The sequence below is a fragment of the Aeromonas sp. 602396 genome (assembly GCF_049173735.1).
GTDB classification, from domain to species: Bacteria; Pseudomonadota; Gammaproteobacteria; order Enterobacterales; family Aeromonadaceae; genus Aeromonas; species Aeromonas veronii_A.
In genome coordinates, this window is record NZ_JAAKSD010000011.1 from 80,821 (window position 1) to 101,135 (window position 20,315).

Genomic DNA, 20,315 nt, shown 5'->3' on the forward strand with positions numbered 1-20,315 from the left:
CGGTCTGCTGCCGGCTAGCCTTGTGCGCTTCCATGCTGGTCTGAAGGCCGGTCTGTCATTTAGCGGCCAAGCGGTGCAAATAGCCATACCTGAAATTTAATCTGGCGCGATTAATTGCTTTTTATTGATCTATTCCGCCTTTTTATGCGTGATTGAGCCGTGGTTTTAGCTCGATTTACCACGTGATTGCGACACGGTTGATGTGATCCAGTCGGCTATTTGGTGCCGATTATGGCGCTGTAACGGGATCTTCGTCCCGCTTTGTTGCCCCGAAACGCAGCTGGTGCCAAGTTGTTGTATTGCAGGTTGTTTATTCATCCTCGGGTCTTGAGTGAATAAATATCGGGAAGAGAAGGGGTTGCCTCAGGGTGACTTGCGCGTGTTCTCTCTTTGCTTGGGAGAGGTGAGGGGAGGATAGAACAACGCCCGGCAGGCCGGGCGTTGTGGTGCGACTGATGGGCGGCGAAAGCGGCCTTAGAAGTCGTGGTAGAGCGGCCAGCCGAGCAGCGGGTGCTTGAGACCAGCGCGCATCTCGACGTTGTCGAGCTTCTCCGGCGAGGCGTTCTCTTTTTGCAGCAGCTGGTACTGGCGCACAAAGCCGAGGGTGTGCAGCAGGTTGGGCACAAAGCCGGGGCTCAGCTCCTGACGCAGGGCGGCGGCCATGTCGGCAGGCAGCGCGCTTAGCATCAGGGCGAGCTGGGCGGCGAGGTAGTCGGTGTCATACCAGCCCTCGTCGAGCTCAATCTCCCGCGCCAGCTTGCGCTTGAGATCCTGCTTCACCTTGAGCGGGGCGGCGCCACTGCCCTTGCCGCAGAGGATGCGGTAGAGCAGCGCTTCGGCCAGCTTGTCCTCCATGGTGGGGTGGTCGCTCTCGCAGGCGAAGAAGTGCTGGTCGATGAGCTCCATCAGGCGGCTCTTGTTGTGCTCGGTCAGCGCCTTCTCGTACTCCTGCCACCCTTGCCACTCCTCCACATCGGGCGGGCTCGAGATCTTGTCCAAGAGGCGCGCATCCACATCACCGTAGAGGCTGTTGCCGCCTTGCTTGGGGCTGACGGTAATGAGCATCGACCAGCCCTTCTGGAACGGCTTGATGGGGCCTTCCGGCGCCTGCAGCAGCGCCAGTGCCTTGGCCGGATCCCGCGCCGAGAGCTCCTGCAGGCCGAGGCTCACCACGCCGATGACGTCGTGGGCCGCCTGCTCCAGCAGGTGCATCTTGTACTTGTTGTAGTACTTGTCGGCGAATTTGAGGCTCATCAGCACCGCCTTGCCCTTGATGGCGGCCAGCTGCTGCTGACTCAAGAGTTCGTTGTCGCGGCCAAAGCGCAGCACCTGAGTCAGAAAGGGGCCCTGGTTGGCATCGCGAATGACTAACTGCATGAATGGGCTCCTTAATCGAGAAAGCTGAACATGTCGTCGACGTCGCCGTACTCGTCTTCCTCGACCTTGTTCTTCTCTTTGGCCTGCATCACCAGCTCGGCGGCAAACTTGTTGATGATGCCGTCCCAAGTGGAGTGCTCGTTGCGCAGCAGCGCCTTGATGGCTTTCTCCACCTCTGGGGCCAGCTCGCGAATGAGCATCAAGAGGCTGCGCGGGTCGTCCAGCGCGTAGTCGTGGACATCCTCGCTCTGCTGGCGCTCGCTGTAGCGCAGGGACTCTTCGAGATCTTCCTCTTCGGCATGCAGCACGTCGCGATAGCCTTCGTCCTCTTCATAGCGATCGCCGCGATAGAACTCGATAAAGGGGATGGCGAGGTAGAAGAGACCGGCCGGGTCTTCGGCCACGCACTCGAGGATCTCGCGCTGTTTGGCCTCGCTATCCTGGGTGCGGATCAGGTAGTTGAGGAAGTCGAAGGTGTGCTGTTGCAGCTCGTCGGCGTTGTTCTTGATCGCCTCTTCCCAATAGAGCGGCTGCTGGCAGACGATGTCGCGGATCCGCTCCGGGGTCATCAGCTCGGAGATGATGGAGGGGAAGGAGATGTCGTGCTGGCCGTTAATCTGGGTCAGGGTAACGATATCAATGTTTTCAATCACTTCTGCCAGCTGGTCGTCAGACATGGTCTTGGCGATCAGCTCGAACTTCTCGCTGGCCTGCTTCGGCTCGATAACGGCCAGCTCTTTGATCTCGATGGCGGTAATTTCTATCAGACTGTTGCTCATGCCTTGCCCCAATTAGAAACGGACTTCGTCGTACATATCCTGATCGCCGTTGTCATCACCATAGCGGTCACTGCCGCCATGGTAGTCGGCGTCGGCATCTTCCCCGTCTTCATCTTCTTCGTCGCGCAGCTCATAGTCGTCATCGCCGCGGTGGCTGCCGCGCGGCAGCGGGTTGTCGAGCAGAAACAGCACGGCGCAGGCTTCCATCAGCTGATCTTCGCTCTGGGCCCGCACCGCCTTGACCAGCGGCAGGGCGGCGTTGTTGAAGCCGACGCTCACCTTGAACTCGTCCCAGCTCGGCTGCTCGCCGCTGGTGAGCCACTTGTTCCACTGCGACTTGGCCTTGGCCGGGAACTGCACCCGGCCATAGAGGGCCAGCGGCAGATACTCGGGCATAAACTCCAGCATGCTCATATCGGCCAGCAGCAGGCTCTTCATCTGGTCGGTGAACTGTTCCAGCCCCTTGGGGTCGTCCTGATCCCGGTAGGATTCGATGTTTTCGCTGGCATCGCTTTGCAGCGACTTGAGCCGCGCCTGGTCCCATCTCTTTTGCATAGTTGCTCTTCTGCCTGCTGTTTCAGGGGTAGAACTGATCCCACATCTCCTGCATGGCGGAGGCGGGGTCGGTCACGATGACGTTGTTGAAATCCTTGATAAAGGCGGCTCGCTGTTTCGGATCGGACAGCACTTCATAGGCCTGCTTTACCTGGTGCAGCTTGATGGCTGCCTGCTCTTTCTCTTCTTCACTGGCCCCGTGCAGCTTGTCGGGGTGGTACTGGTTCGACAGCCGACGATAGGCTTTCTTGATGTCGTTTTCGCTGGCGTTGGACTTGACGCCCAGCACCCGAAAGTAGTTGTTCATGGCAGATCCTGCATCACTGGCATCATAGGATTCACGCTGCGAGTGCCTGATGGTGGGGATTGGCAAACCAGGCACGGCAAAAACCCGTCATTTTAGCGGAAACCTCCCGCCATCGCCATGAATAGGACGCAAGGTCACTGGCAGAAAAGCGTGACGGGGCACCTTGGGATCTGTCTCCCTGTCGGGAATAGCCCAGGGACTACACTACAGGAGGCGCCGGGGATTATCTTGGCGATCGTCAGTTGGCCTCGCGTACCGAGACCCTTACTAAGGAATGGACAGCCATGCTCAAATTTTATCTTCTGCCTATGGTGCTGCTTGGCGGTTTCGCCATCGCTGCCGATGAGAGAATCGATGAGCCCTTGATGTTCATCAAGGGGGACATTACCAAGGCACAGTTTATGGAAAGAGCCGAGCAGCGTTTCACCCGGCAGGACAGTGACAAGGATGGCACCCTCTCGATTGCCGAGAGAGAGGCAGCCATGGCCAAGATGCACGAGGCAATGCAGCAGTCAGGCAAGGCCATGCCTGGCAAGATGGGGAACATGGGCAACATGAGGCCGATGCAGGACACGACCAGGGAACAGTTCATGGCGCATCATGAGGCTCTCTTTACCCAAATGGACAAGAACGGAGATGGTGTGCTTGACGAAGCCGAGCGTACCAGTGCCAGAGGGCGGCTCGGGCAGGGGATGATGGCGCCCGCCCAATAGAGCTGGTTTGTCACCTTTCTTTCCTGAAATAAAGAGCCCGGTAGTGATACCGGGCTCTTTGCATGGAGACGGGGTGACCTGAGGGCTCACCATTGTCGCAGTGCGAGCGCTTCCTGCCCCTGCGGGCGACCCCGACCTTAGCTCTGCCTGGCCAGCTCTGCCTTCACCAGCTGCTCCAGCTCCTCATAGGGGATGGCGCCCGACACCAGCTGGTTGCCGATCAGGGTCGCCGGTGTGCCCTGTACACCCAGCAGGGTACCAATGCGCAGGCTGTTGCGCAGCTCCTCGGTGGCTTTACCCTCCGGTTTGAGTGCCACATTGCCGGTGGCCGCCAGCGCCTTGTTGATGTCCGCCTCGGTCAGCATCCCCTGCTTGCTCATCAGCTTGTCGTGCAGGGCGAAGAAGCGGGCGGGATCCTGTTGCCACAGGGTCAGGCTGTACTGGGCTGCCTTGGCGGAGCTCTGCCCCTTGAACGGCAGCAATTTGATCACCAGCCCCAGATCATTCGGATAGGCCTTGAGCAGCCTGGTCAGCTGGGGATCGAACTGCTTGCAGTAGGGGCAGTTGTAGTCGGTAAACAGCACCAGCGTCAGCTTGGGGTTTTTGGCACCCAGGCGCGGGCTGGTTGCGCTGTTGAACAGCACATCCTTGTTGCCCTTGATGAAGTTGCCAAGCTGGGCCTCCTGGGCTGCGGCATTCTGCTTCTCCCAGGACTCGGCCGCCTCGTCGAGGATCTTGGGGTTGGCGATCAGAGTCTCGCGGATCAGCTCCTTGATGCGTGCTTCCTGTTCAGGGGTGAAGGGGGCCGCGTGCAGGGTCGGAGCCAGCAGGGTTGCGCAGAGAGAGGCCAGCAGGGGCAGGGCGCTCAGAGTCGGTTTCATGGATACTCCTTAAAATCGGGTAGTGCCAGCCTGAAGTGGCCAGCCTTGTGCAAGCTAGTCGGCAGTCGTCGTGGTTGCGTCGGGGCAGCAAGGTATTCCCCTGCAACAACGCCATGCCGTAAATCTGTTTTCAGTACGCCGCAGTCGTGCCCCGTTGGTGCAAGAAGGCGGCGATGGTCTCGCAAACATGAGTCATGACCAATGGCAAAGAGCCGGAATCATTCCCGCCAGATGCAGAGGGTGAGGTGCAGACGCCGTTCGGGTGGCGAGATGACTATGGGTGGGGGCAGTGGCGGTGTGTAGCGCCAAAGGGGGGCCAGCAGGGCGATCAGCACCGCCACGGCAAAGAAGAGCTGTTCGATGCAGAGCAGGGTGGCGGCGCTCAGCCACTTGCCGTTGAGCTGGCAACTGCCTAGCTGCGGGCTGGCCGGTTTGGCATCCTCTTGATCCGTTGCCGAGCCTGGAACGGGCAGTGCCTGACAGCTGAGCGCCTGATCGAGCAGGGCAAGCCGGACCAGCGGCTGGGCCGCACAATTGAGCACCAGCAGGCAGACCAGCAGCAGGAGATGTTTCGCTACCAGTTGTTGCAACATCATGTTCGCCCCGTCCATCAAGATGGGGCCATCCTAACGACCAATGGCGGGTGGGGCAAGTCGGCGGCGTATTGATGAGCAGCACTGTGGGTGGCGTGACGGGGAGGGTGGTCGGTTCTGTTTGGCGAACGCTTGTTCGCTAAAAGGGGGATCAGTATACTGCGCCGAGTTAAAACTCGAGGTGTTCGATGCTCAAAATTGCCCGTGTGCTGCTGCTTGGTCTGCTGCTCATTTTCTGGTTCCTGTTCGGCCTGCTGCTCTGTCTGGTTCGTCCGCGCCATCCCAACAACGTCTATGTCTTCGCCCGCATGTATCACGCGGTCTGCCCGCTGATCGGGCTGCGAGTCAAGGTGACGGTGGCCGATGAGGTCAAATCGGTCGGCCCGGCAGTCTACGTCTGCAACCACCAGAGCAACTTCGACATCTTCACCGTGACCGGTGCGGTGCAGCCTGGCGTGGTGGCAGTGGGCAAAAAGAGCCTGCTCTGGTTGCCGCTGTTCGGCCTTATCTTCTGGCTCTCCGGCAACGTGCTGATCGACCGCTCCAACCGCTCCCGTGCCATCGGCACCATAGGTCAGGTGGTGGATCGCATCAAGAACCGCGGCACCTCCATTTGGATGTTCCCGGAAGGGACCCGCTCCCAGGGACGTGGCCTGCTGCCGTTCAAGGCGGGCGCTTTCCACACTGCGGTACAGGCTGAAGTGCCCGTGGTGCCCATCGTCTGCTCCAGCTACTTCGGTCAGGTCGACCTCAATCGCTGGGACAACGGCGAAGTGCTGGTGGAAGTGATGGCGCCGGTCTGCAGTAAGGAGCACGGTGCCAGCGGCATTCGCGATCTCTCCGATACCTGCCGCGCCCGGATGGAGGCCAAGCTGACTGAACTGGACAGCAAGCTGGGCCACAGCCATGCCGCCTGACGGATAGCGCAGACGAATCGACAAGGGAGCTTGAGGCTCCCTTTTTTGTTGGTAAAAATCACCACCAGGTTGGCTATTCTCACCAACAATCCCTTCTTGAATTTCCTCAGTAAATTCCCATCTATATGTAAAACAACAATAATTTTTCTTGGCACGGCTCTTGTAATGCAATGGGAAGAGATAGCCATCCCATCAACAAGGAGCCAGACCATGAGCGTATTCAGCCGCCTGACCGACGTGATAAATGCCAACCTGCATAGCCTGCTCGACAAGAGTGAAGAGCCGGAGAAGATGCTGCGCCTGATGATCGAAGAGATGGAGCAGGTGCAGGTCGAGATGCGTACCCAGGCCGCCCGCGTGATTGCCGAACAGAAACAGCTGGAGCGTCACCAGCAGGGGTTGCAGGCGCAGATCCTGGAGTGGTCGGCCAAGGCCGAGCTCGCCATCCAGAAGGGTCGTGAGGATCTGGCCCGCGCCGCCCTCACCGAGAAGCTGGCGGAGGTCAAAAAATGTGAACAGCTGGAGCAGGACAAGGCTCGGGTGGCCGAGGTGCTGGCCCAGCTCACCGCCGACAGCGAGCGACTGGCAGCCAAGCTGACCGAGGCGCGGGAGAAGCAGAAACTGCTGACCCTGCGCGAGCAGACGGCCCACAGCCGCATTCGTGCTCGCGCTCAGGTGGACAACCAGCGCATGCATGAGCTGATGGCGCGCTTTGACGGTTTTCAAGGCCGGGTCGAACAGCTGGAAGCCCAGCTGGAGGCGGCCATTTTGGGGCAGAATCCCTCGCTGGAGGCCCAGTTCCGCGAGCTGGAGCTCAATGACGAGATCGAGCGCGAGCTGGCCCGTCTCAAGGGGCAGAAGGTGGAGGTATAACCATGACTCCCTGGCCCAAGGATCTTGTCCATCGCAAGCTGACTGGCGTTTGCGCCGGCATTGCCCAACGGCTGGGGATCTCCAGAGTGACGGTGCGAGTGGTAGCCCTGCTCGCCCTGATCCTGGTGCCACCGCTGGCACTGGCTGCCTATCTGCTGGCGGTGCTGGTGATGCCGCCCCGTTATGAATTGAAACGCTGGCTGGATTGACCGCAAGGCAGCCCGGCGGCACAGAGAGCCCGTAAGGAGCAAGTTATGCTGGAATTTTTCATATTGCTGGGAGTGTTGCTGGTCATGGCGCTGACCGGCTTTACCCTGGTAGCCATGCTGCTGGTGAGCGGCGTGTTTGTACTACTGGGGCTGCTGAGCGGCATGCTTGCCCTGATCGTCAAGTTGGCCCCCTGGCTGCTGGTCGCGCTGGCAGTCTGTTGGCTCATCAGCCACCGTCGTCAGCGCAACAATACCTATCTGTAGTTGTGCAACAAGTTATGAAATGCTCCCTGATTTCCCCTTTTCGGCCACTCATCGAGTGGCCTTTTTTTAGCTGTAACCCTTAAGGTCGGGTCGTTTCGGGTAACCACTGCGGGCTCCAGCTCTGCCAGAGTGCCGGGCTGTGGATCAGCTGCTCCTTGAAGGATTTTGGCTGCTGCTTGAGGCGATATTCGAGGCGCAGGGCTGCCCCCTTCTCGCCGACCTCCTGCTGCCAAGCCAGCGTCAAGGGGCCCTTGCCGCGCAGGGCGCGAGCCCCCTTGCCGCTCTGGTGCTGACGCAGACGACGTTGAGGATCCGTGCTGACCCCGGTATAGAGCAGGCCGGTGGCGGTGCGCACCATATAGATAAACCAGCGAGAAGAGGGGGGAGAGGCGTGCGGGGATATCCCGTCAGGAGGTTTTATCATTTGTACTTCTCTGTGCCAAACTCAAAAGCAGTGCAAGGAGGTGCGATGAGAGTCTGGTTCTGGTTGTGGTTACTGTTGTCGGTTCCGGCTCTGGGGGAGACGATCCGTCTCTACGATTACCATCAGCATCCGCCCTTCAATACCGGAGTGGATGCCGGACTGAGCCGCGAGCTGGTCAAGTATCTCAATGAAAAGTTGGGGGGGGAACCCAGAATCGAGCTCTGGCTGGTTAATCGCGCCCGGCTGGCGCTGGAGATGGCGGATCCCGACTTTGACGGTCTGGTGGTCTGGGTCAATCCCGCCTGGGTAGGGGATCCCCATCGCGAGCGTTATCTCTGGACCTTTCCGGTGATGCGCGACACCAACGAGCTAATCTCGAACATCGACAAGCCGATCACCTATCGCGGACCCGACTCCCTCAAGGGATTGGTGTTCGGCGGGGTGGAGGGCTACCGCTATCAGGGGATCGACGATGCGGCAGCAAGGGGAGAGCTGGAGCGTCACGATGCCAAGAAGGTGAAGACCAATCTTGAGCTGCTGGTGCGCGGCCGCATCGATGTGACCATGGTGCCTGGCTCCGCGCTGGGCTTTTTCATCGACTCAAACCACTATCAGGGCAAGCTGTTTATCTCGCCATTCCCCCAATCCAGCTATACCCGCCATATCCTGCTGCCCAAATCTCGCCCAGAGCTGCATGCCACCCTCAACGACATCGCCGAGCAGATGGACAAGGATCCCCGCTGGCACAAGGTGCTGGAGTCCTATCGCGGTAAGCCCTGAGGGCGGCGCTTGAGTCGGTGCAGCGGCAACAGGCTCACCAGCAGACCTGCCCAGACAAAGGCGAAACCGACCGCCTTGATGGGGTCCGGCGCCTCACCAAACCAGTAGATGGCAAGCAGGAAGGCGAGGCTGGGCTCGATATATTGCAGCAGCCCCACCGTGCTCATCCGGGTTCTCGCCACCGCATAGCAGAAGAGCCCCACCGGCAGCAGAGTAGCGGGCGCACTGCCCATCAGCAGCAGCTTGTCGGCCAAATCCCCGTTCACGAATGCCCCTTCCCCGTGCCACGCCAGTGTGCCGATGATGATCAGCGCGACGGGCAGTTGCACCATGGCTTCCAGATAGAGGCTGGTGCCGGTGTCGTAGTGGATCTTCTTCTTGATAAGGCCATAGCAGGCGAAGTTGGCCCCCATGATGAGGGAGAACCAGGGGAGTTGGCCGTAGCAGAAGAGCATGTAGGCGAGCCCCGCTAGTGCCAGGGCGACCGCCAGATGCTTTTGCGGGGTGAGTCGCTCTTTGAGGAAGATGACGGCGAATACGATATTGAACAGCGGGGTCATAAAGAAGGCGAGGCTGGTGGTCAGCACTTGCCCGGTAGTGAGGCACCAGGTGAACATGCACCAGCTGATGGACATCACGGGGCCCGCCAGCAGAATGAGGCCGAGCTGGCGCGGCTCGCTGCGCAGTTGTGCCCAGGGCACCTTGTGGCCAAGCAGCAAAAACAGGGCACCCAGCAGCACCACAGACCAGAGCACCCGGTGGGAGATCAGCTCCCACATGTTGACCTCAGGCATGAATTGATAATAGAGCGGCAGCATCCCCCACAGGATGAAGGAGAGGGTCGCGGTGCCGGTACCTAGCCAGTTTTTCATTATTGTCCGTTTATTAAATTAAACACTCATGGCGATAGTATGGGGCGCGCCCTGTTTCCACAAGAGGGAAAACAGGGAAATGCTGGTACTATCAACGTCATGCAGCGAATCGATAAGTTGTTTGAGCAAATCAGGGCCTGCCGTCTGTGTGAGGCTCATCTGCCGCTGGGGCCTCGTCCGGTGATCCGCGGGGCCGAGAGTGCCCGCTTGCTGATCATCGGTCAGGCGCCCGGCACCCGGGTGCATGCCAGCGGTATCCCGTGGGATGACCCCTCCGGTGACAGGCTGCGTCAGTGGCTCGGGGTCGATAAGGCCACCTTTTACGACGAATCCCGCATCGCCATCATGCCGATGGGGCTCTGTTATCCCGGCAGGGGAAAATCCGGCGATCTGCCGCCGCGCCCAGAATGTGCGCCCACCTGGCACGACAAGGTATTGATGCTGTTGCCCAATATCGAACTGACCCTGCTGATCGGCCAGTATGCACAAGCCCATTACCTGCGGGGAGCTGCCAAGGGATCGCTCACCGACACGGTGCGCAGCTGGGCTGACTATGGCCCAGGCTGGCTGCCGTTGCCTCACCCTTCACCGCGCAACACCCTCTGGCTCAAAAAGAATCCCTGGTTCGAGCAGGAGGTCATCCCTCATCTGCAGCAAAGGGTCGCCCCTTTGCTGAAACGACCCTGAGTATTAGAGCGCTGGCTCGGCCAGCGGCTTTGGCTTGCTGCGCGCCATGGCGATAAGCGGCAGGACGATACAGATACAGCCCAGCAGCAGCGGCAGACCCGGCTGCTCGTCAAACAGCCATACCCCGATGGCTACCGCCATCAGCAGACCGGTGTACTCCGCCGAGGCGATCTTGCTCGCTTCCGCCTTGCGATAGGCCACCACGCACAATCCCGCATAGACCATGATCAGCGCCGAGGAGCCGAAGGCGGGCCACCACATCTGCCACTGCCAGTCGCCCCCTTCCCACAAGGCCAGCGCGAGAATGAAGGGCATGCTCAGCACGTTGGTGAAAAACAGGGTCTGGGCGATGGGCTGCTTAAGCGGGATTCGCTTGATCAGCAGATTGTTGAGCGCCATCGACAGCGCTACCCCGAGCGCCGCCAGTGCGGCCCAGTTCACTTCGGTCGGGCGCAGCACGATCAGTACCCCGATAAATCCGATGACTGCGGTCAGCACCTTCTGGCGCGAGATCGCTTCCCCCGCCATCCACACCGCCAGCGGTACCATCATCAGCGGCGCGGCATAGAAGAGGGCGTTGGCAGTGGCGAGCGGCAAGCGGGTGAGGGCCACTACCATCAGACAGACGCCGACCGCCCAGATATGGGCCCGCAGCAGGTGCCACTTGATGGCCACCGGTGGATTGCGGCGCCATGACCAGAGCAGCCAGGGCATCAGCAGAATGGCGGCCGAGAGCTGGCGGAAAAAGACAAACTGGAAGATGGGCTGATCCGGCTCCAGTACCTTGACCAGCGCATCGGAAAAAACCGCCACCATATTGCCCAGCACCAGATAAAGGATGCCGATCCCTACTGCATTCATACCACCTCCCACTTCAGATGAGGGGAGGGTAGCGTGCCGGTTGATATCCAGTAAAATGATAAAAAATGACCATTCATGAGATATTTAGATAATGAAGCTTCCTCCCCTGCGTGCGGTGCAATATTTCGAGGTGGTGGCCCGGCTGCTCAGCTTCTCCCGCGCCGCTCTGGAACTGAACGTCAGCCAGAGTGCGGTCAGCCACCAGATCCGTCTGCTGGAGGATTTTCTGGGTGAGCGCTTGCTGCTGCGTCAGGGGCGGTTGCTCTCGCTGACAACCCAGGGGGAGAGCTACTTCGAAGGGATTGCTGCCGGGCTTAGCCAGATTGCCCAGAGCAGCGAACAGCTGCGCGGTGGCGGCGAGATGCGGTTGCGCCTCGCGGTCTACAGCTCGTTTGCGGTTAAGTGGCTGATCCCGCGGTTGGCTGGATTGCGCCAGCTCTACCCCGAGCTGGATTTGAGTCTGGAGATGGTGGCGGAAGATCCTGAGCTATCTGATAGGGTGGCGGATTGCTTTATCACAGTCTCACCCCACGGACGGGGCTACTGCCACGATCTTATCTATCAGGAGCGGCTCTTTCCGGTCTGTAGTCGCCGCCTGTTGCAGCAGATCAGCGGGGAGTGGCCTGAGGCCATCTGGCAGTTGCCGCTGCTGTCGGTGCAGTCCATCTACAAGGCGCGGGGGGAGGATTGGCAGCGCTGGGCCAAGGCCGGCGGGCTGGTTATTCCGGACGAGGCACGGATGCACCACTTCAGCCATGTGCTGTTGGCGATGGAGGCGGCGGCCTGGGATCAGGGGGTGGCATTCGTGAATGATTACATGCTGCGGCCCGATGATCCCCAGCTGGTGGCCTTGCCGGTACACCAGCTGGAGACGGGGGATGCCTTCTACTTTACCTGCAAGCGCTCGCGGGCCCATGAGCCCGCCATCAGCCGGTTGCGCCAGTGGCTGATGATGGAGACACGCCAGAGCATGCCGCTCTAGCGCGGCATCAAGCGTTCTTGAACTGGCTTAGGACAAACAGGCTGGTGGCGCAGACGACGACAGAGGGGCCTGCCGGAGTATCTTGATACCAGGAGAGGGTCAATCCACCCAGCACGGCGAGACAGCCAATCAGCGCGGCAAAGCCGGCCATCTGCTCCGGTGTCTGGCTAAAGCGGCGGGCGGTAGCGGCAGGGATGATCAGCAGGGAGGTGATGATCAGCGCCCCGACAAACTTCATCGCTACGGCGATCACCAGCCCGATCAGCAGCATCAGCACGCAGCGCAACACGTCGACCCGGATCCCCTCGACCCGCGCCAGCTCTTCCGAGATGGTCATGGAGAGCAGGGGATCCCAAAGTCGCCACAGGGTGAGCAGCACCAGCGCGCCACCGCCGTAGATCCAGAGCAGGTCCATCGGTTGTACCGAGAGCAGGTCGCCGAACAGGTAGGCCATCAGATCCACCCGCACGTTATCCATAAAACTCAAGGTAACCAGACCGAGAGACAGGGCGCTGTGGGCCAGAATGCCGAGCAGGGTATCGGTCGCCACCTGCTGGTTGCGACTCATGATCACCAATAGCATTGCCATGGCGAGGCAGCAGACCACTACCGCCAGGGTGAGATCGACCTGCAGCAGAATGCCCAGCGCGATGCCGAACAGGCAGGCGTGGGAGAGGGTGTCGCCAAAGTAGGCCATCTTGCGCCATACCACGAAGCTACCTAGGGGGCCGGCCAGCAGGGCAATGCCGAGACCGGCCGCGAGGGCGTATAACAGAAAGCTGTCCACTTGAATGTCCTGTTGCTTGCGCTATTTACTGTGAGCGTTGTTGCGAGAAGGCAGGCGGATGACGGGGGCCTGCGGTTCATGATGATGGTGTTCGCCGTCGCAGTGGTGATGGTGGGTATAGACCGCCAGCACCTCCTGCTCCGGGCGCCCGAACAGGCGGGCAAATTCGGGATGGCGGGCCACGCTTTCCGGCTCGCCATGGCAGCAGACGTGGCGATTAAGGCAGATCACCTCGTGGGTGCTGGCCATCACCAGATGCAGGTCGTGGGATACCATCAGCACGGCGCAATTGAACTCGGCGGCGAGCTGACCGATGAGGGCATAGAGTTCAATCTGGCCGGTGATATCAACCCCTTGCACCGGTTCGTCCAGCACCAGCAGCTCGGGCTTGACCAGCAGGGCGCGAGCCAGCAGCACGCGCTGCATCTCGCCGCCGGAGAGTTTTTGCATCCGGTTTTCCAGCAATCCCTCTGCGCCCACCCGGGTCAGTGCCTCCTCGATGGAGAGGCGGCTATTTTTGCCCAGTTGCAGGAAGCGTCGCACTGTCAGCGGCAGGGTGGGATCCAGATAGAGGCGCTGTGGTACATAGCCGACTCTCAGATCGCGGCTGCGGGTGATCTTGCCCGAATCCGGCGTGAGCAGGCCCAGCACCAGCTTGCTCAGGGTGCTCTTGCCCGCCCCGTTGGGGCCGACGAGCGTGGTGATTTTGCCTTTATTGAGGGTAAAGGAGACCTTGTCGAGCACAGAGCGTCCATCAAACGAGAGAGAGACCTCTTTCAGCTCTACCAGTTGGTTCATGACAACTCCGGGGTTTACAGCCAGTGAGAGTTATAATATAACAAAAAGCGGCTGTTATATTATCACATACTCACCCCCTGACGAGATTCACCAATGAGAATTATTGTGCTTTTCACTGCCCTGCTGGCGGTGAGTTTGCCTGTTCGTGCCATTGAGGTTCTGACCACCATCAAGCCCCTTGGCTTCATCGCTGCGGCGATCACTGACGGGGTGAGCGAGCCCAAGGTATTGCTGCCGACCGGTGCCTCTCCCCACGATTTCTCCCTGCGCCCTTCCGATATTCGCAACATCAACAGTGCTGGGCTGGTGGTGTGGGTTGGCCCCGAGCTGGAAGGTTTTATGGCCAAGCCGCTGGCCAATCATCCCCATGCTTTGGCCCTGACTCAGGTTGAGGGAATGCCGCTGTTCAACTACGCGACTCAGGATAGTCATGACTCCCATGACCATGATGATCACGATCATGCCGCCCACGAGCACGGTGACCATGATGAAGGGCATGAGGGGCATCATCACGAAGGGGTCGATCCCCACATCTGGCTTGGCCCGACGCAGGCCAAGGTAATTGCCAAGGCGATCGCAAGTGAATTGGGCAAGCTGGATCCGACCAATCAGGCTCGCTATGACGCCAACCTCGCGGCATTTGATACCAAGGTGGATGCCAAGGACAAGGTGATTGCCGGCCAGATGAAGGCAGTGAATGAGAAGGGGTACTTTGTCTTCCACGAGGCGTATGGCTACTGGGAGCGCCATTACGGCATGAGTTCAAAAGGTCACTTTACCGTGAGCCCTGAGCGTCGCCCGGGCGCCAAGACCCTGGTGGATATCCGCAAGGCACTGGAAGAGAAGCAGGCGAGCTGCATTTATGCCGAGCCGCAATTTTCACCGGCAGTGATCGAATCGGTGGCACGCAATACTGGCGCCAAGGTGCTGTTGCTTGATGAGGTGGGTGAACAGGTGCAGCTCGGCCCGGATGGTTATCCCCAATTCATGCAACAACTGGCAGACGCATTTGCCCAATGTCGCTGATTAGCGGCTGAGTCTCTCATCCGGACGGACTATACTGACCTCCAGCATCTGACATGGAGTGTCCGGTATGAAATGGTTGTTGATCCCGGCCTGCACACTGGCGCTATGTTGCGCCAGTGTGCAGGCTTCGCGCCTTTCCGAATATATTGCCAGCCCCGATCTGCGGGCCAAACTGCAGGAGGTGTACGGTGGCCGCGCCATCCAGCGGGCCGAGGCATTCTCTCGTCTGCTCACTCCCAGAGCGGGAACCACGGATCAGCAGAAGATCGAGCTGGTGAACAACTACTTCAACAATCTCACCTACAGTGAAGACCCCAAGCTGTGGGGAGATGAGGATTACTGGGCCAATCCGCTGGAGTTCATCGGTGCCCGGGGTGGGGATTGCGAGGATTACAGCATCTCCAAGTACTACACCCTGATGGAGCTGGGGGTGGATGAGAAGAAGCTGCGGTTGGCCTACGTCAAGGCGGTGCGTTACAACCAGTTCCACATGGTGACGCTCTACTTCCCGACACCCAAGGCTGATCCACTGGTGCTCGACAACATCAACAGCCGGATCCTGCCGGGTAGCAAGCGTACCGATCTCATTCCCGTTTACAGTTTCGATGCCAAAAGCATCTGGATCATGAAGTCACGGCGGGAAGGGACGCTGGCGGGGAGTGCCGATCGGCTGGCGCAGTGGACATCGATGAAGACCCGTTTCTCCAGCGAGCAACTGCGCTCTCCCCGTCGTCAGCTATAGCTTGCCCGCCGCCTTCAACTCATCGAAATATTTCGCCGCGCCCGGATGCTGTTCAATGCTCAGCACAGGGCCGGTTTTATTGCGTGCCCGGTGAAACATATTGGCGTAGCCATAAGTTTGCTCATTGAATTTGGTTTGCTGGGTCAGCATGGCCTTGGTCAGGCGATAGACAGACTCTTCCGGCATGGTGGCATTGGTAACCAGGGTGGCGGCAATAGCAAAGGTGGGCGTCGCCTTCAGATTGCCGGGGTAGATGCGGGCAGGCACCTGACTGCGTTGGTAATATTTGACACCCTTGAGTAGCTGATCCCGGGTGGCCCCATCGATGGGGAGGAAAGTGACCGCGCAACGTTTGGCGGTGTCGAGCACAATCCGGTTAGGGTGTCCCATCACCAGTGCAAATGCATCGATCTGCTTGCTACAGAGCGCATCCGGCAGGTTGGCCATGCTCTTCAGATCGAGATCCTGTTCTTTCGCTCCCAAGATGTTGAACAGGGCCAGCGCCGTCTGGCGGGTACCCGAGTTCTTCAACCCCATATCGATGGGGGCGAGCTTGAGCTGTTCCAGTGACGTGATATCTCCATCGGCACGTATCACTATGGTGAAGGGCTCTGCATGGGTGGCAAATAGTGCGCGCAGCTCAGGTTGCGGCTGCGTGGCAAAAGGGCCCAAGCCCTTGCTTGCCTGATACAGCCAGTCTGACTGCACCATGGCGTAGGAGGACTCGCCACTCTTCAGTCGCTTCAGGTTTTCTATTGAACCCGATGAGCTCTGCAGCTTGCACGCAAGTTGCTCGTCGACCTCATGAGCCAGACGGCAAAATTCTTTGGTTATCTGGTGATAAATCCCCTGCTCACCCCCGGTGGTTATAGTGACGGTTTCAGCCATCAGGCAGGGTTGCCACAGCAGGGGCAACAGCATGGCGAGCTTCTTCATGATTGCGTCTCCTTGGCATAACCATCGATACCCCAGGTCCGCAGTTTGTCGATGTCGCGACACTCTCCCGATTCTGCCAGCAGGGTATAACCGGCGGCATGCATGGTCTGGGAGAGCAGATTCCAGTAGAGCGGTTCATCGGTCAGCTGACAGCTGATAAAGATGGGATTGAGCGGGTCAAGTTGATTGAAGGTATCCGCATTGAGGGGAATGGCGCTGAAGGCGAGCTCACACCCCTTTTCCTGCAACGCAGCCAATGTGACTTGGCCATGGGCAGGGAATGTGGCCACATCCCAGCGCCAATCCAGTGTTTTGCCGCGGCCCTGGCTTAGCAGAGGGGCGATTTCTGACCATTGCGGATGATTGAGCAGGGAGAGGGGTAGCAAGATCCCCTCTATATGGGAGCGCTGCCATAACTCCAGGGTGCTATGGATGGTCGCGAGATCGCTGTCGGCTCCGAGGGGCTGACTGGGCAAGAAACGCTGATAGAGGGCGATTTCCCCTTGTGTGGAGACAAATTTTTGCAGTTGCCCGCCTTCTGGCAGCGGGCTTAGCCCTTGCAGTGGCTGTGGCATGGTTGGGGCAAGCTGTTTTCCCAGTTGGGTGATCTTGAGCCGTTGTTGCAGCAGATCCCGCTTGCGTTCGGAGACCAGTTGGTTGATGGAAAGTGCCACCTCTTTAAGGTCTTGCAACCAAGGGGTGGGCAGGGTGCTGTTGAACTGGTGTTTGCGCAGCCGGATCAGCTGCACATTGATCTGCTCCAGTGGTTGCAGCAGGCGCTTGCACACCAGAGAGATGACCAGGGTAAATACGACGAGCCCCGCCAGCAGGGCTATGCCGGTGCGACTGATGGCATTCCACAGATGCTGATAGGCGTAGCCGCTATGTCCCTCAAGGGTCAGAGTGCCCAGCATGCGCCAGCCATCGGTCAACTCTTGCTCAATCTTGACGGGGGGCATGCCGATAACCGAGGGAAGCCAGCCGGGAACATTCTGCTGGGTAGAGTGGAATACCTTCTGAAACAGCACCTGACCATCCGGATCCACCAGCATGACCGAGCTGACGAAACCGCCATCGAACATGGCATTGACGATGGTTTCGGCCAGCACCTGATCATCATTGAGCAGGGTGCCTTGCAGTACCAGTCCAAGGGCTGTGATGGCGGTCTCCAGATTGGCCGACATCTGATCAAGGATTGACTGGCGGACTGTCGTGACTTCCAGTGCAAACAGCAGCGCTGCACCGATCAGGAACAGGACGACAATTATTCTGATTAACAGTTTTGCTAACGACATATCCACTCCATGGAAAAATTATCGCAACATTTGAATTTTTAATGCCGAATCGAGTCCGACCCGGCTCTTAAAAATAGGAAAAAATAGTTAAAAAAGGCGATCATTTCTGCCCATCAGGGCGTGTTATGCATAAAATGTGAGGTTCATGCAGATTGTGATGAACTATTTGTAACTATTTGTGTCCAACAAACAGTTTTATACGGTTTTGTCACAACTGACATCGCAACTCACACTCTTTAGATCTAAATACAGGATAGCGGATGAAACGTCTCCGTCCCTTGGTAGTACAGGCTGCCAATTGGGAACCACCGGTTCCCCGCAAACACTTTTACGCCATGCTGATGCTGACGGCCATGACCCTGTCAGCAGTGGCATTATTGCCAGCTCCGGGTGACATCCTCGAGCGGCCGCTGCGTCTTGAGTTGCCCATTGATACCGCCGGTACGGCAACCAACGAAAACAACACCGACTTTAACGAAATCCCCGATCACGAACTGGTTGATCAGAGTGCGCCGGATGACGACATCCCTGTTGATACCGCACCGCAGTGGCAGGATTACCGGGTGCGTAATGGTGAGAACCTGACCGCCATTTTTAACAATCTGGGACTCTCTACCACTACTCTCTACAAGGTACTTGATGCGGACAGCAAGAACTATCTGGCCAGATTGAAACCGGGCCAGACCATAGAGCTGCTGATCGATCAGGACAACATCCTGCAGCAACTCAAAATCCGCCTGAACATCAAGCAGACTCTGGTGATGGCACGCAGCGATGATGCCTATACCGCCTCCATGATCAATGAGAAGGTCGAGTGGCAACCTCAGCGTTACAACGGCGTGATCAACGGCAGCTTCTATGTCAGTGCCCGCAATGCGGGGATTCCGGCCAATCATATCCAGAAGATTGCCAACCTGTTCCAGTGGCGGATGAACTTTGCCCAGGATCTGAAAAAGGGCGATAAATTCAAGGTGTTGGTACGCCAGGAGACAGTCGAGGGCAAGAGCACCGGTAACAGCCAGCTGCTGGGTGTGGAAATGATCAGTCAGGGCAAGACGGTGTCGGCCTGGCTCTCCGATGATGGCAACTATTACGATGGTCAGGGCAACAGCCTGGAGCGTGGTTTCCGCCGTTATCCGACCCACAGTCGTTACCGGATCAGCTCAAACTTCAACCCCGCGCGCAAGCATCCTGTGACTGGTGCTATCCGTCCCCACGAGGGGACCGACTTTGCCGTTCCGGTGGGTACCCCGGTACTGGCCACGGGTGACGGTGTGGTCCAGAAGGCGACCAGCCACCCGCTGGCGGGTACCTATATCGTCATCAAGCACGGTCGAACCCTCTCTACCCGTTATCTGCACCTGAGCAAGTTGCTGGTCAAAACCGGTCAGCGGGTGAAGATGGGCGACAAGATCGGCCTCTCCGGCAATACCGGTCGCTCGACTGGTGCTCACTTGCATTACGAGCTGCGGATCAACAACCGTCCGGTTAATGCCATGACCGCCAAGCTGCCGATGGCTGAACCGCTCAGTGGCAAGGAGCGTCGCCAGTTCCTGGCCAAGGTGAAGAGCTACCGCAAGGAGCTGGCCGCCGGTTAATCGCTGTAGCCACTAGCTGAAATGAAAAAGCCCCGCCAGACTGGCGGGGCTTTTTTGCATGCGCAGTGTTGGTCAGTAACCCTTGTCGAAGTCAATCTTGCCATCCAGTGGCTGGCCATCGATAAAGCGAATGTAGTTGCGTACAAATATCTGGGCCACATCCTCTGGAAAGCTGTAGGCGCTGTTGTGGGGGGTGACGATGAGGTTGGGTTGTCCCCACAGTGGACTGTCGGCGGGCAGCGGCTCCTGCTCGAATACATCCAGCACCGCCATTGCCAGCTTGCCGGTACGCAGTGCGGTGAGCAAATCGCCCGAGTGTACAGCGCTGCCACGACCGACGTTGAACAGGATGGCGCCCGGTTTGCAGTGTTCGAAGCGGGCGGCATTGAAGAGATGACGGGTATCGCGGGTGGCAGGCAGCACGCTGACGATGACATCGGCCTGCGCCAGCATCTTGTTGAGCGCAGGCAGCTGATAAACCTGGTCAAACCCGGCACGCTCCCGACCACTGCGGCTGATGCCCAGCACCTTCATACCAAAATGTTTGCCGGTGTGGGCGATATGCTGGCCAATGCTGCCGGTACCCAGGATCAGCATGGTTTTCCCTTTGAGCCCCTGATAGGGGTGACTCTGCCAGAGTCGTTGTCTTTGTTGTTCCCGATAGAGAGGAAGTTGGCGTGTCAGACTGAGCAGATGACCAAAGACATACTCGCTCATCAGCGGGCCGAAGATGCCGCGCACGTTGGTGAGCTGATAGTTGCGACGACTGTCCGGATCGAGCAGCACGTCGACCCCGGCATAGGTGGACTGGAACCAGCTCAGCTTGTTGGCTTTGGGCAGCAGTGGCTTGGCGCGGGCTGGCTCTGCCAGCAGAATATGGGCCTCGCCGATAAGTTGTTCGGCATCGCTCGGGTTGTCGGCCCGCAGAATGCGCAGATGAGGGAGGTTGGCCGCCTTGAGCAGACGTTCGTAGTGAGCATTATCCTGGCTGAGCAAAAGAAGGGTACGTTGGCTCATACTCTTGTTCCTTATCAGAATTTGCGGCGCGACAAGATGCCG

Annotated in this window: 25 protein-coding genes; 11 read left to right on the forward strand and 14 right to left on the reverse strand. The window is 58.8% G+C overall.

The annotated features are described in order from the left end of the window. Nucleotides 1–474 precede the first annotated feature (474 nt). The 4 genes from atcC to G5229_RS13905 are packed head-to-tail and all read right to left on the reverse strand — an operon-like array spanning nt 475 to nt 3,018. Nucleotides 475–1,377, reverse strand: coding sequence for a cold adaptation protein AtcC (atcC, locus tag G5229_RS13890; RefSeq protein WP_270819166.1), 903 nt, complete (start codon nt 1,375–1,377; stop codon nt 475–477). A gap of 11 nt (nt 1,378–1,388) precedes the next feature. Continuing rightward, complete coding sequence (atcB, locus tag G5229_RS13895) at nt 1,389–2,156, reverse strand: cold adaptation protein AtcB (protein ID WP_005335887.1); 768 nt, start codon at nt 2,154–2,156, stop codon at nt 1,389–1,391. A gap of 12 nt (nt 2,157–2,168) precedes the next feature. Next, entirely contained in the window at nt 2,169–2,711 is a 543-nt protein-coding gene (gene atcA / locus G5229_RS13900) for a cold adaptation protein AtcA (protein ID WP_421209331.1), read from the reverse strand. A gap of 22 nt (nt 2,712–2,733) precedes the next feature. After that, entirely contained in the window at nt 2,734–3,018 is a 285-nt protein-coding gene (locus tag G5229_RS13905; protein ID WP_005343121.1) for a DnaJ domain-containing protein, read from the reverse strand. Between the two features lie 284 nt (nt 3,019–3,302). On the opposite strand from G5229_RS13905, the gene G5229_RS13910 reads away from it, so the two are divergent. After that, nucleotides 3,303–3,731 carry an EF-hand domain-containing protein gene (locus G5229_RS13910; protein WP_421209333.1) on the forward strand — a complete coding sequence of 143 codons (429 nt, stop codon included), beginning with the start codon at nt 3,303–3,305 and terminating at the stop codon, nt 3,729–3,731. Nucleotides 3,732–3,868: 137 nt separating this feature from the next. On the opposite strand, the gene G5229_RS13915 is transcribed toward G5229_RS13910, so the two are convergent. Both G5229_RS13915 and G5229_RS13920 read right to left on the reverse strand, forming a co-directional pair. Then, a complete protein-coding gene (locus G5229_RS13915; protein WP_216952101.1) occupies nt 3,869–4,612 on the reverse strand; it encodes a DsbA family protein in 744 nt (247 codons plus the stop codon). Nucleotides 4,613–4,830: 218 nt separating this feature from the next. Then, nucleotides 4,831–5,208, reverse strand: a complete 378-nt coding sequence (locus G5229_RS13920) for a hypothetical protein (protein WP_421209335.1) — start codon at nt 5,206–5,208, stop codon at nt 4,831–4,833. 185 nt (nt 5,209–5,393) lie between these two features. On the opposite strand from G5229_RS13920, the gene G5229_RS13925 reads away from it, so the two are divergent. From G5229_RS13925 to pspG, 4 genes are all read left to right on the forward strand, one after another. After that, nucleotides 5,394–6,122, forward strand: coding sequence for a 1-acylglycerol-3-phosphate O-acyltransferase (locus tag G5229_RS13925; RefSeq protein ID WP_005335875.1), 729 nt, complete (start codon nt 5,394–5,396; stop codon nt 6,120–6,122). Between the two features lie 210 nt (nt 6,123–6,332). Continuing rightward, nucleotides 6,333–6,995, forward strand: a complete 663-nt coding sequence (pspA, locus tag G5229_RS13930; protein ID WP_421209337.1) for a phage shock protein PspA — start codon at nt 6,333–6,335, stop codon at nt 6,993–6,995. 2 nt (nt 6,996–6,997) lie between these two features. Continuing rightward, nucleotides 6,998–7,204, forward strand: coding sequence for a PspC domain-containing protein (locus tag G5229_RS13935; protein WP_124241612.1), 207 nt, complete (start codon nt 6,998–7,000; stop codon nt 7,202–7,204). Nucleotides 7,205–7,249: 45 nt separating this feature from the next. Then, complete coding sequence (gene pspG / locus G5229_RS13940) at nt 7,250–7,468, forward strand: envelope stress response protein PspG (protein ID WP_216952098.1); 219 nt, start codon at nt 7,250–7,252, stop codon at nt 7,466–7,468. A 79-nt stretch (nt 7,469–7,547) separates the two neighbouring features. On the opposite strand, the gene G5229_RS13945 is transcribed toward pspG, so the two are convergent. Next, on the reverse strand, nt 7,548–7,892 hold the full coding sequence (locus tag G5229_RS13945) for a GIY-YIG nuclease family protein (RefSeq protein ID WP_216952097.1): 345 nt from the start codon (nt 7,890–7,892) through the stop codon (nt 7,548–7,550). Nucleotides 7,893–7,937: 45 nt separating this feature from the next. Between G5229_RS13945 and G5229_RS13950 the strand changes: the two genes are divergently transcribed. After that, nucleotides 7,938–8,672, forward strand: coding sequence for a substrate-binding periplasmic protein (locus G5229_RS13950; RefSeq protein WP_216952096.1), 735 nt, complete (start codon nt 7,938–7,940; stop codon nt 8,670–8,672). Here G5229_RS13950 and rarD read toward each other — a convergent pair. Further along, the gene (rarD, locus tag G5229_RS13955; protein WP_216979526.1) at nt 8,654–9,544 is read right to left on the reverse strand and encodes an EamA family transporter RarD; all 891 of its coding nucleotides are present in this window, start codon (nt 9,542–9,544) and stop codon (nt 8,654–8,656) included. The genes G5229_RS13950 and rarD overlap by 19 nt on opposite strands. Before the next feature lie 99 nt (nt 9,545–9,643). Between rarD and G5229_RS13960 the strand changes: the two genes are divergently transcribed. After that, a complete protein-coding gene (locus tag G5229_RS13960; protein WP_043826081.1) occupies nt 9,644–10,231 on the forward strand; it encodes a uracil-DNA glycosylase family protein in 588 nt (195 codons plus the stop codon). 3 nt (nt 10,232–10,234) lie between these two features. Here G5229_RS13960 and G5229_RS13965 read toward each other — a convergent pair whose 3' ends face one another. Then, nucleotides 10,235–11,092: a DMT family transporter gene (locus tag G5229_RS13965; RefSeq protein WP_005335858.1), complete on the reverse strand. Its 858-nt coding sequence runs from the start codon at nt 11,090–11,092 to the stop codon at nt 10,235–10,237. A gap of 91 nt (nt 11,093–11,183) precedes the next feature. Between G5229_RS13965 and G5229_RS13970 the strand changes: the two genes are divergently transcribed. Further along, a complete protein-coding gene (locus tag G5229_RS13970) occupies nt 11,184–12,074 on the forward strand; it encodes a LysR substrate-binding domain-containing protein (RefSeq protein WP_040067029.1) in 891 nt (296 codons plus the stop codon). A gap of 7 nt (nt 12,075–12,081) precedes the next feature. Here G5229_RS13970 and znuB read toward each other — a convergent pair whose 3' ends face one another. Both znuB and znuC read right to left on the reverse strand, forming a co-directional pair. Beyond that, complete coding sequence (gene znuB / locus G5229_RS13975) at nt 12,082–12,861, reverse strand: zinc ABC transporter permease subunit ZnuB (RefSeq protein ID WP_421209339.1); 780 nt, start codon at nt 12,859–12,861, stop codon at nt 12,082–12,084. A gap of 21 nt (nt 12,862–12,882) precedes the next feature. Next, entirely contained in the window at nt 12,883–13,659 is a 777-nt protein-coding gene (gene znuC / locus G5229_RS13980; protein ID WP_421209341.1) for a zinc ABC transporter ATP-binding protein ZnuC, read from the reverse strand. A gap of 93 nt (nt 13,660–13,752) precedes the next feature. On the opposite strand from znuC, the gene znuA reads away from it, so the two are divergent. Together znuA and G5229_RS13990 are read left to right on the forward strand one after the other, a co-directional pair. Continuing rightward, nucleotides 13,753–14,685 (forward strand): zinc ABC transporter substrate-binding protein ZnuA, encoded by a 933-nt coding sequence (znuA, locus tag G5229_RS13985; protein ID WP_421209343.1) that lies wholly within the window; start codon nt 13,753–13,755, stop codon nt 14,683–14,685. A 67-nt stretch (nt 14,686–14,752) separates the two neighbouring features. Then, the gene (locus G5229_RS13990) at nt 14,753–15,427 is read left to right on the forward strand and encodes a transglutaminase-like cysteine peptidase (RefSeq protein WP_042052461.1); all 675 of its coding nucleotides are present in this window, start codon (nt 14,753–14,755) and stop codon (nt 15,425–15,427) included. Here the strand turns inward: G5229_RS13990 and G5229_RS13995 are convergent. Then, entirely contained in the window at nt 15,422–16,363 is a 942-nt protein-coding gene (locus tag G5229_RS13995; RefSeq protein ID WP_421206171.1) for a TAXI family TRAP transporter solute-binding subunit, read from the reverse strand. The two genes, G5229_RS13990 and G5229_RS13995, sit on opposite strands and share 6 nt — an antisense overlap. Further along, the gene (locus tag G5229_RS14000) at nt 16,360–17,658 is read right to left on the reverse strand and encodes a LapD/MoxY N-terminal periplasmic domain-containing protein (RefSeq protein WP_421209345.1); all 1,299 of its coding nucleotides are present in this window, start codon (nt 17,656–17,658) and stop codon (nt 16,360–16,362) included. The genes G5229_RS13995 and G5229_RS14000 overlap by 4 nt, the downstream gene beginning before the upstream one ends. 260 nt (nt 17,659–17,918) lie before the next feature. On the opposite strand from G5229_RS14000, the gene mepM reads away from it, so the two are divergent. After that, nucleotides 17,919–19,256, forward strand: a complete 1,338-nt coding sequence (gene mepM, locus G5229_RS14005) for a murein DD-endopeptidase MepM (RefSeq protein ID WP_421209347.1) — start codon at nt 17,919–17,921, stop codon at nt 19,254–19,256. A gap of 72 nt (nt 19,257–19,328) precedes the next feature. Here mepM and G5229_RS14010 read toward each other — a convergent pair whose 3' ends face one another. After that, a complete protein-coding gene (locus G5229_RS14010; protein ID WP_266135387.1) occupies nt 19,329–20,273 on the reverse strand; it encodes a D-2-hydroxyacid dehydrogenase in 945 nt (314 codons plus the stop codon). Nucleotides 20,274–20,315 lie beyond the last annotated feature (42 nt).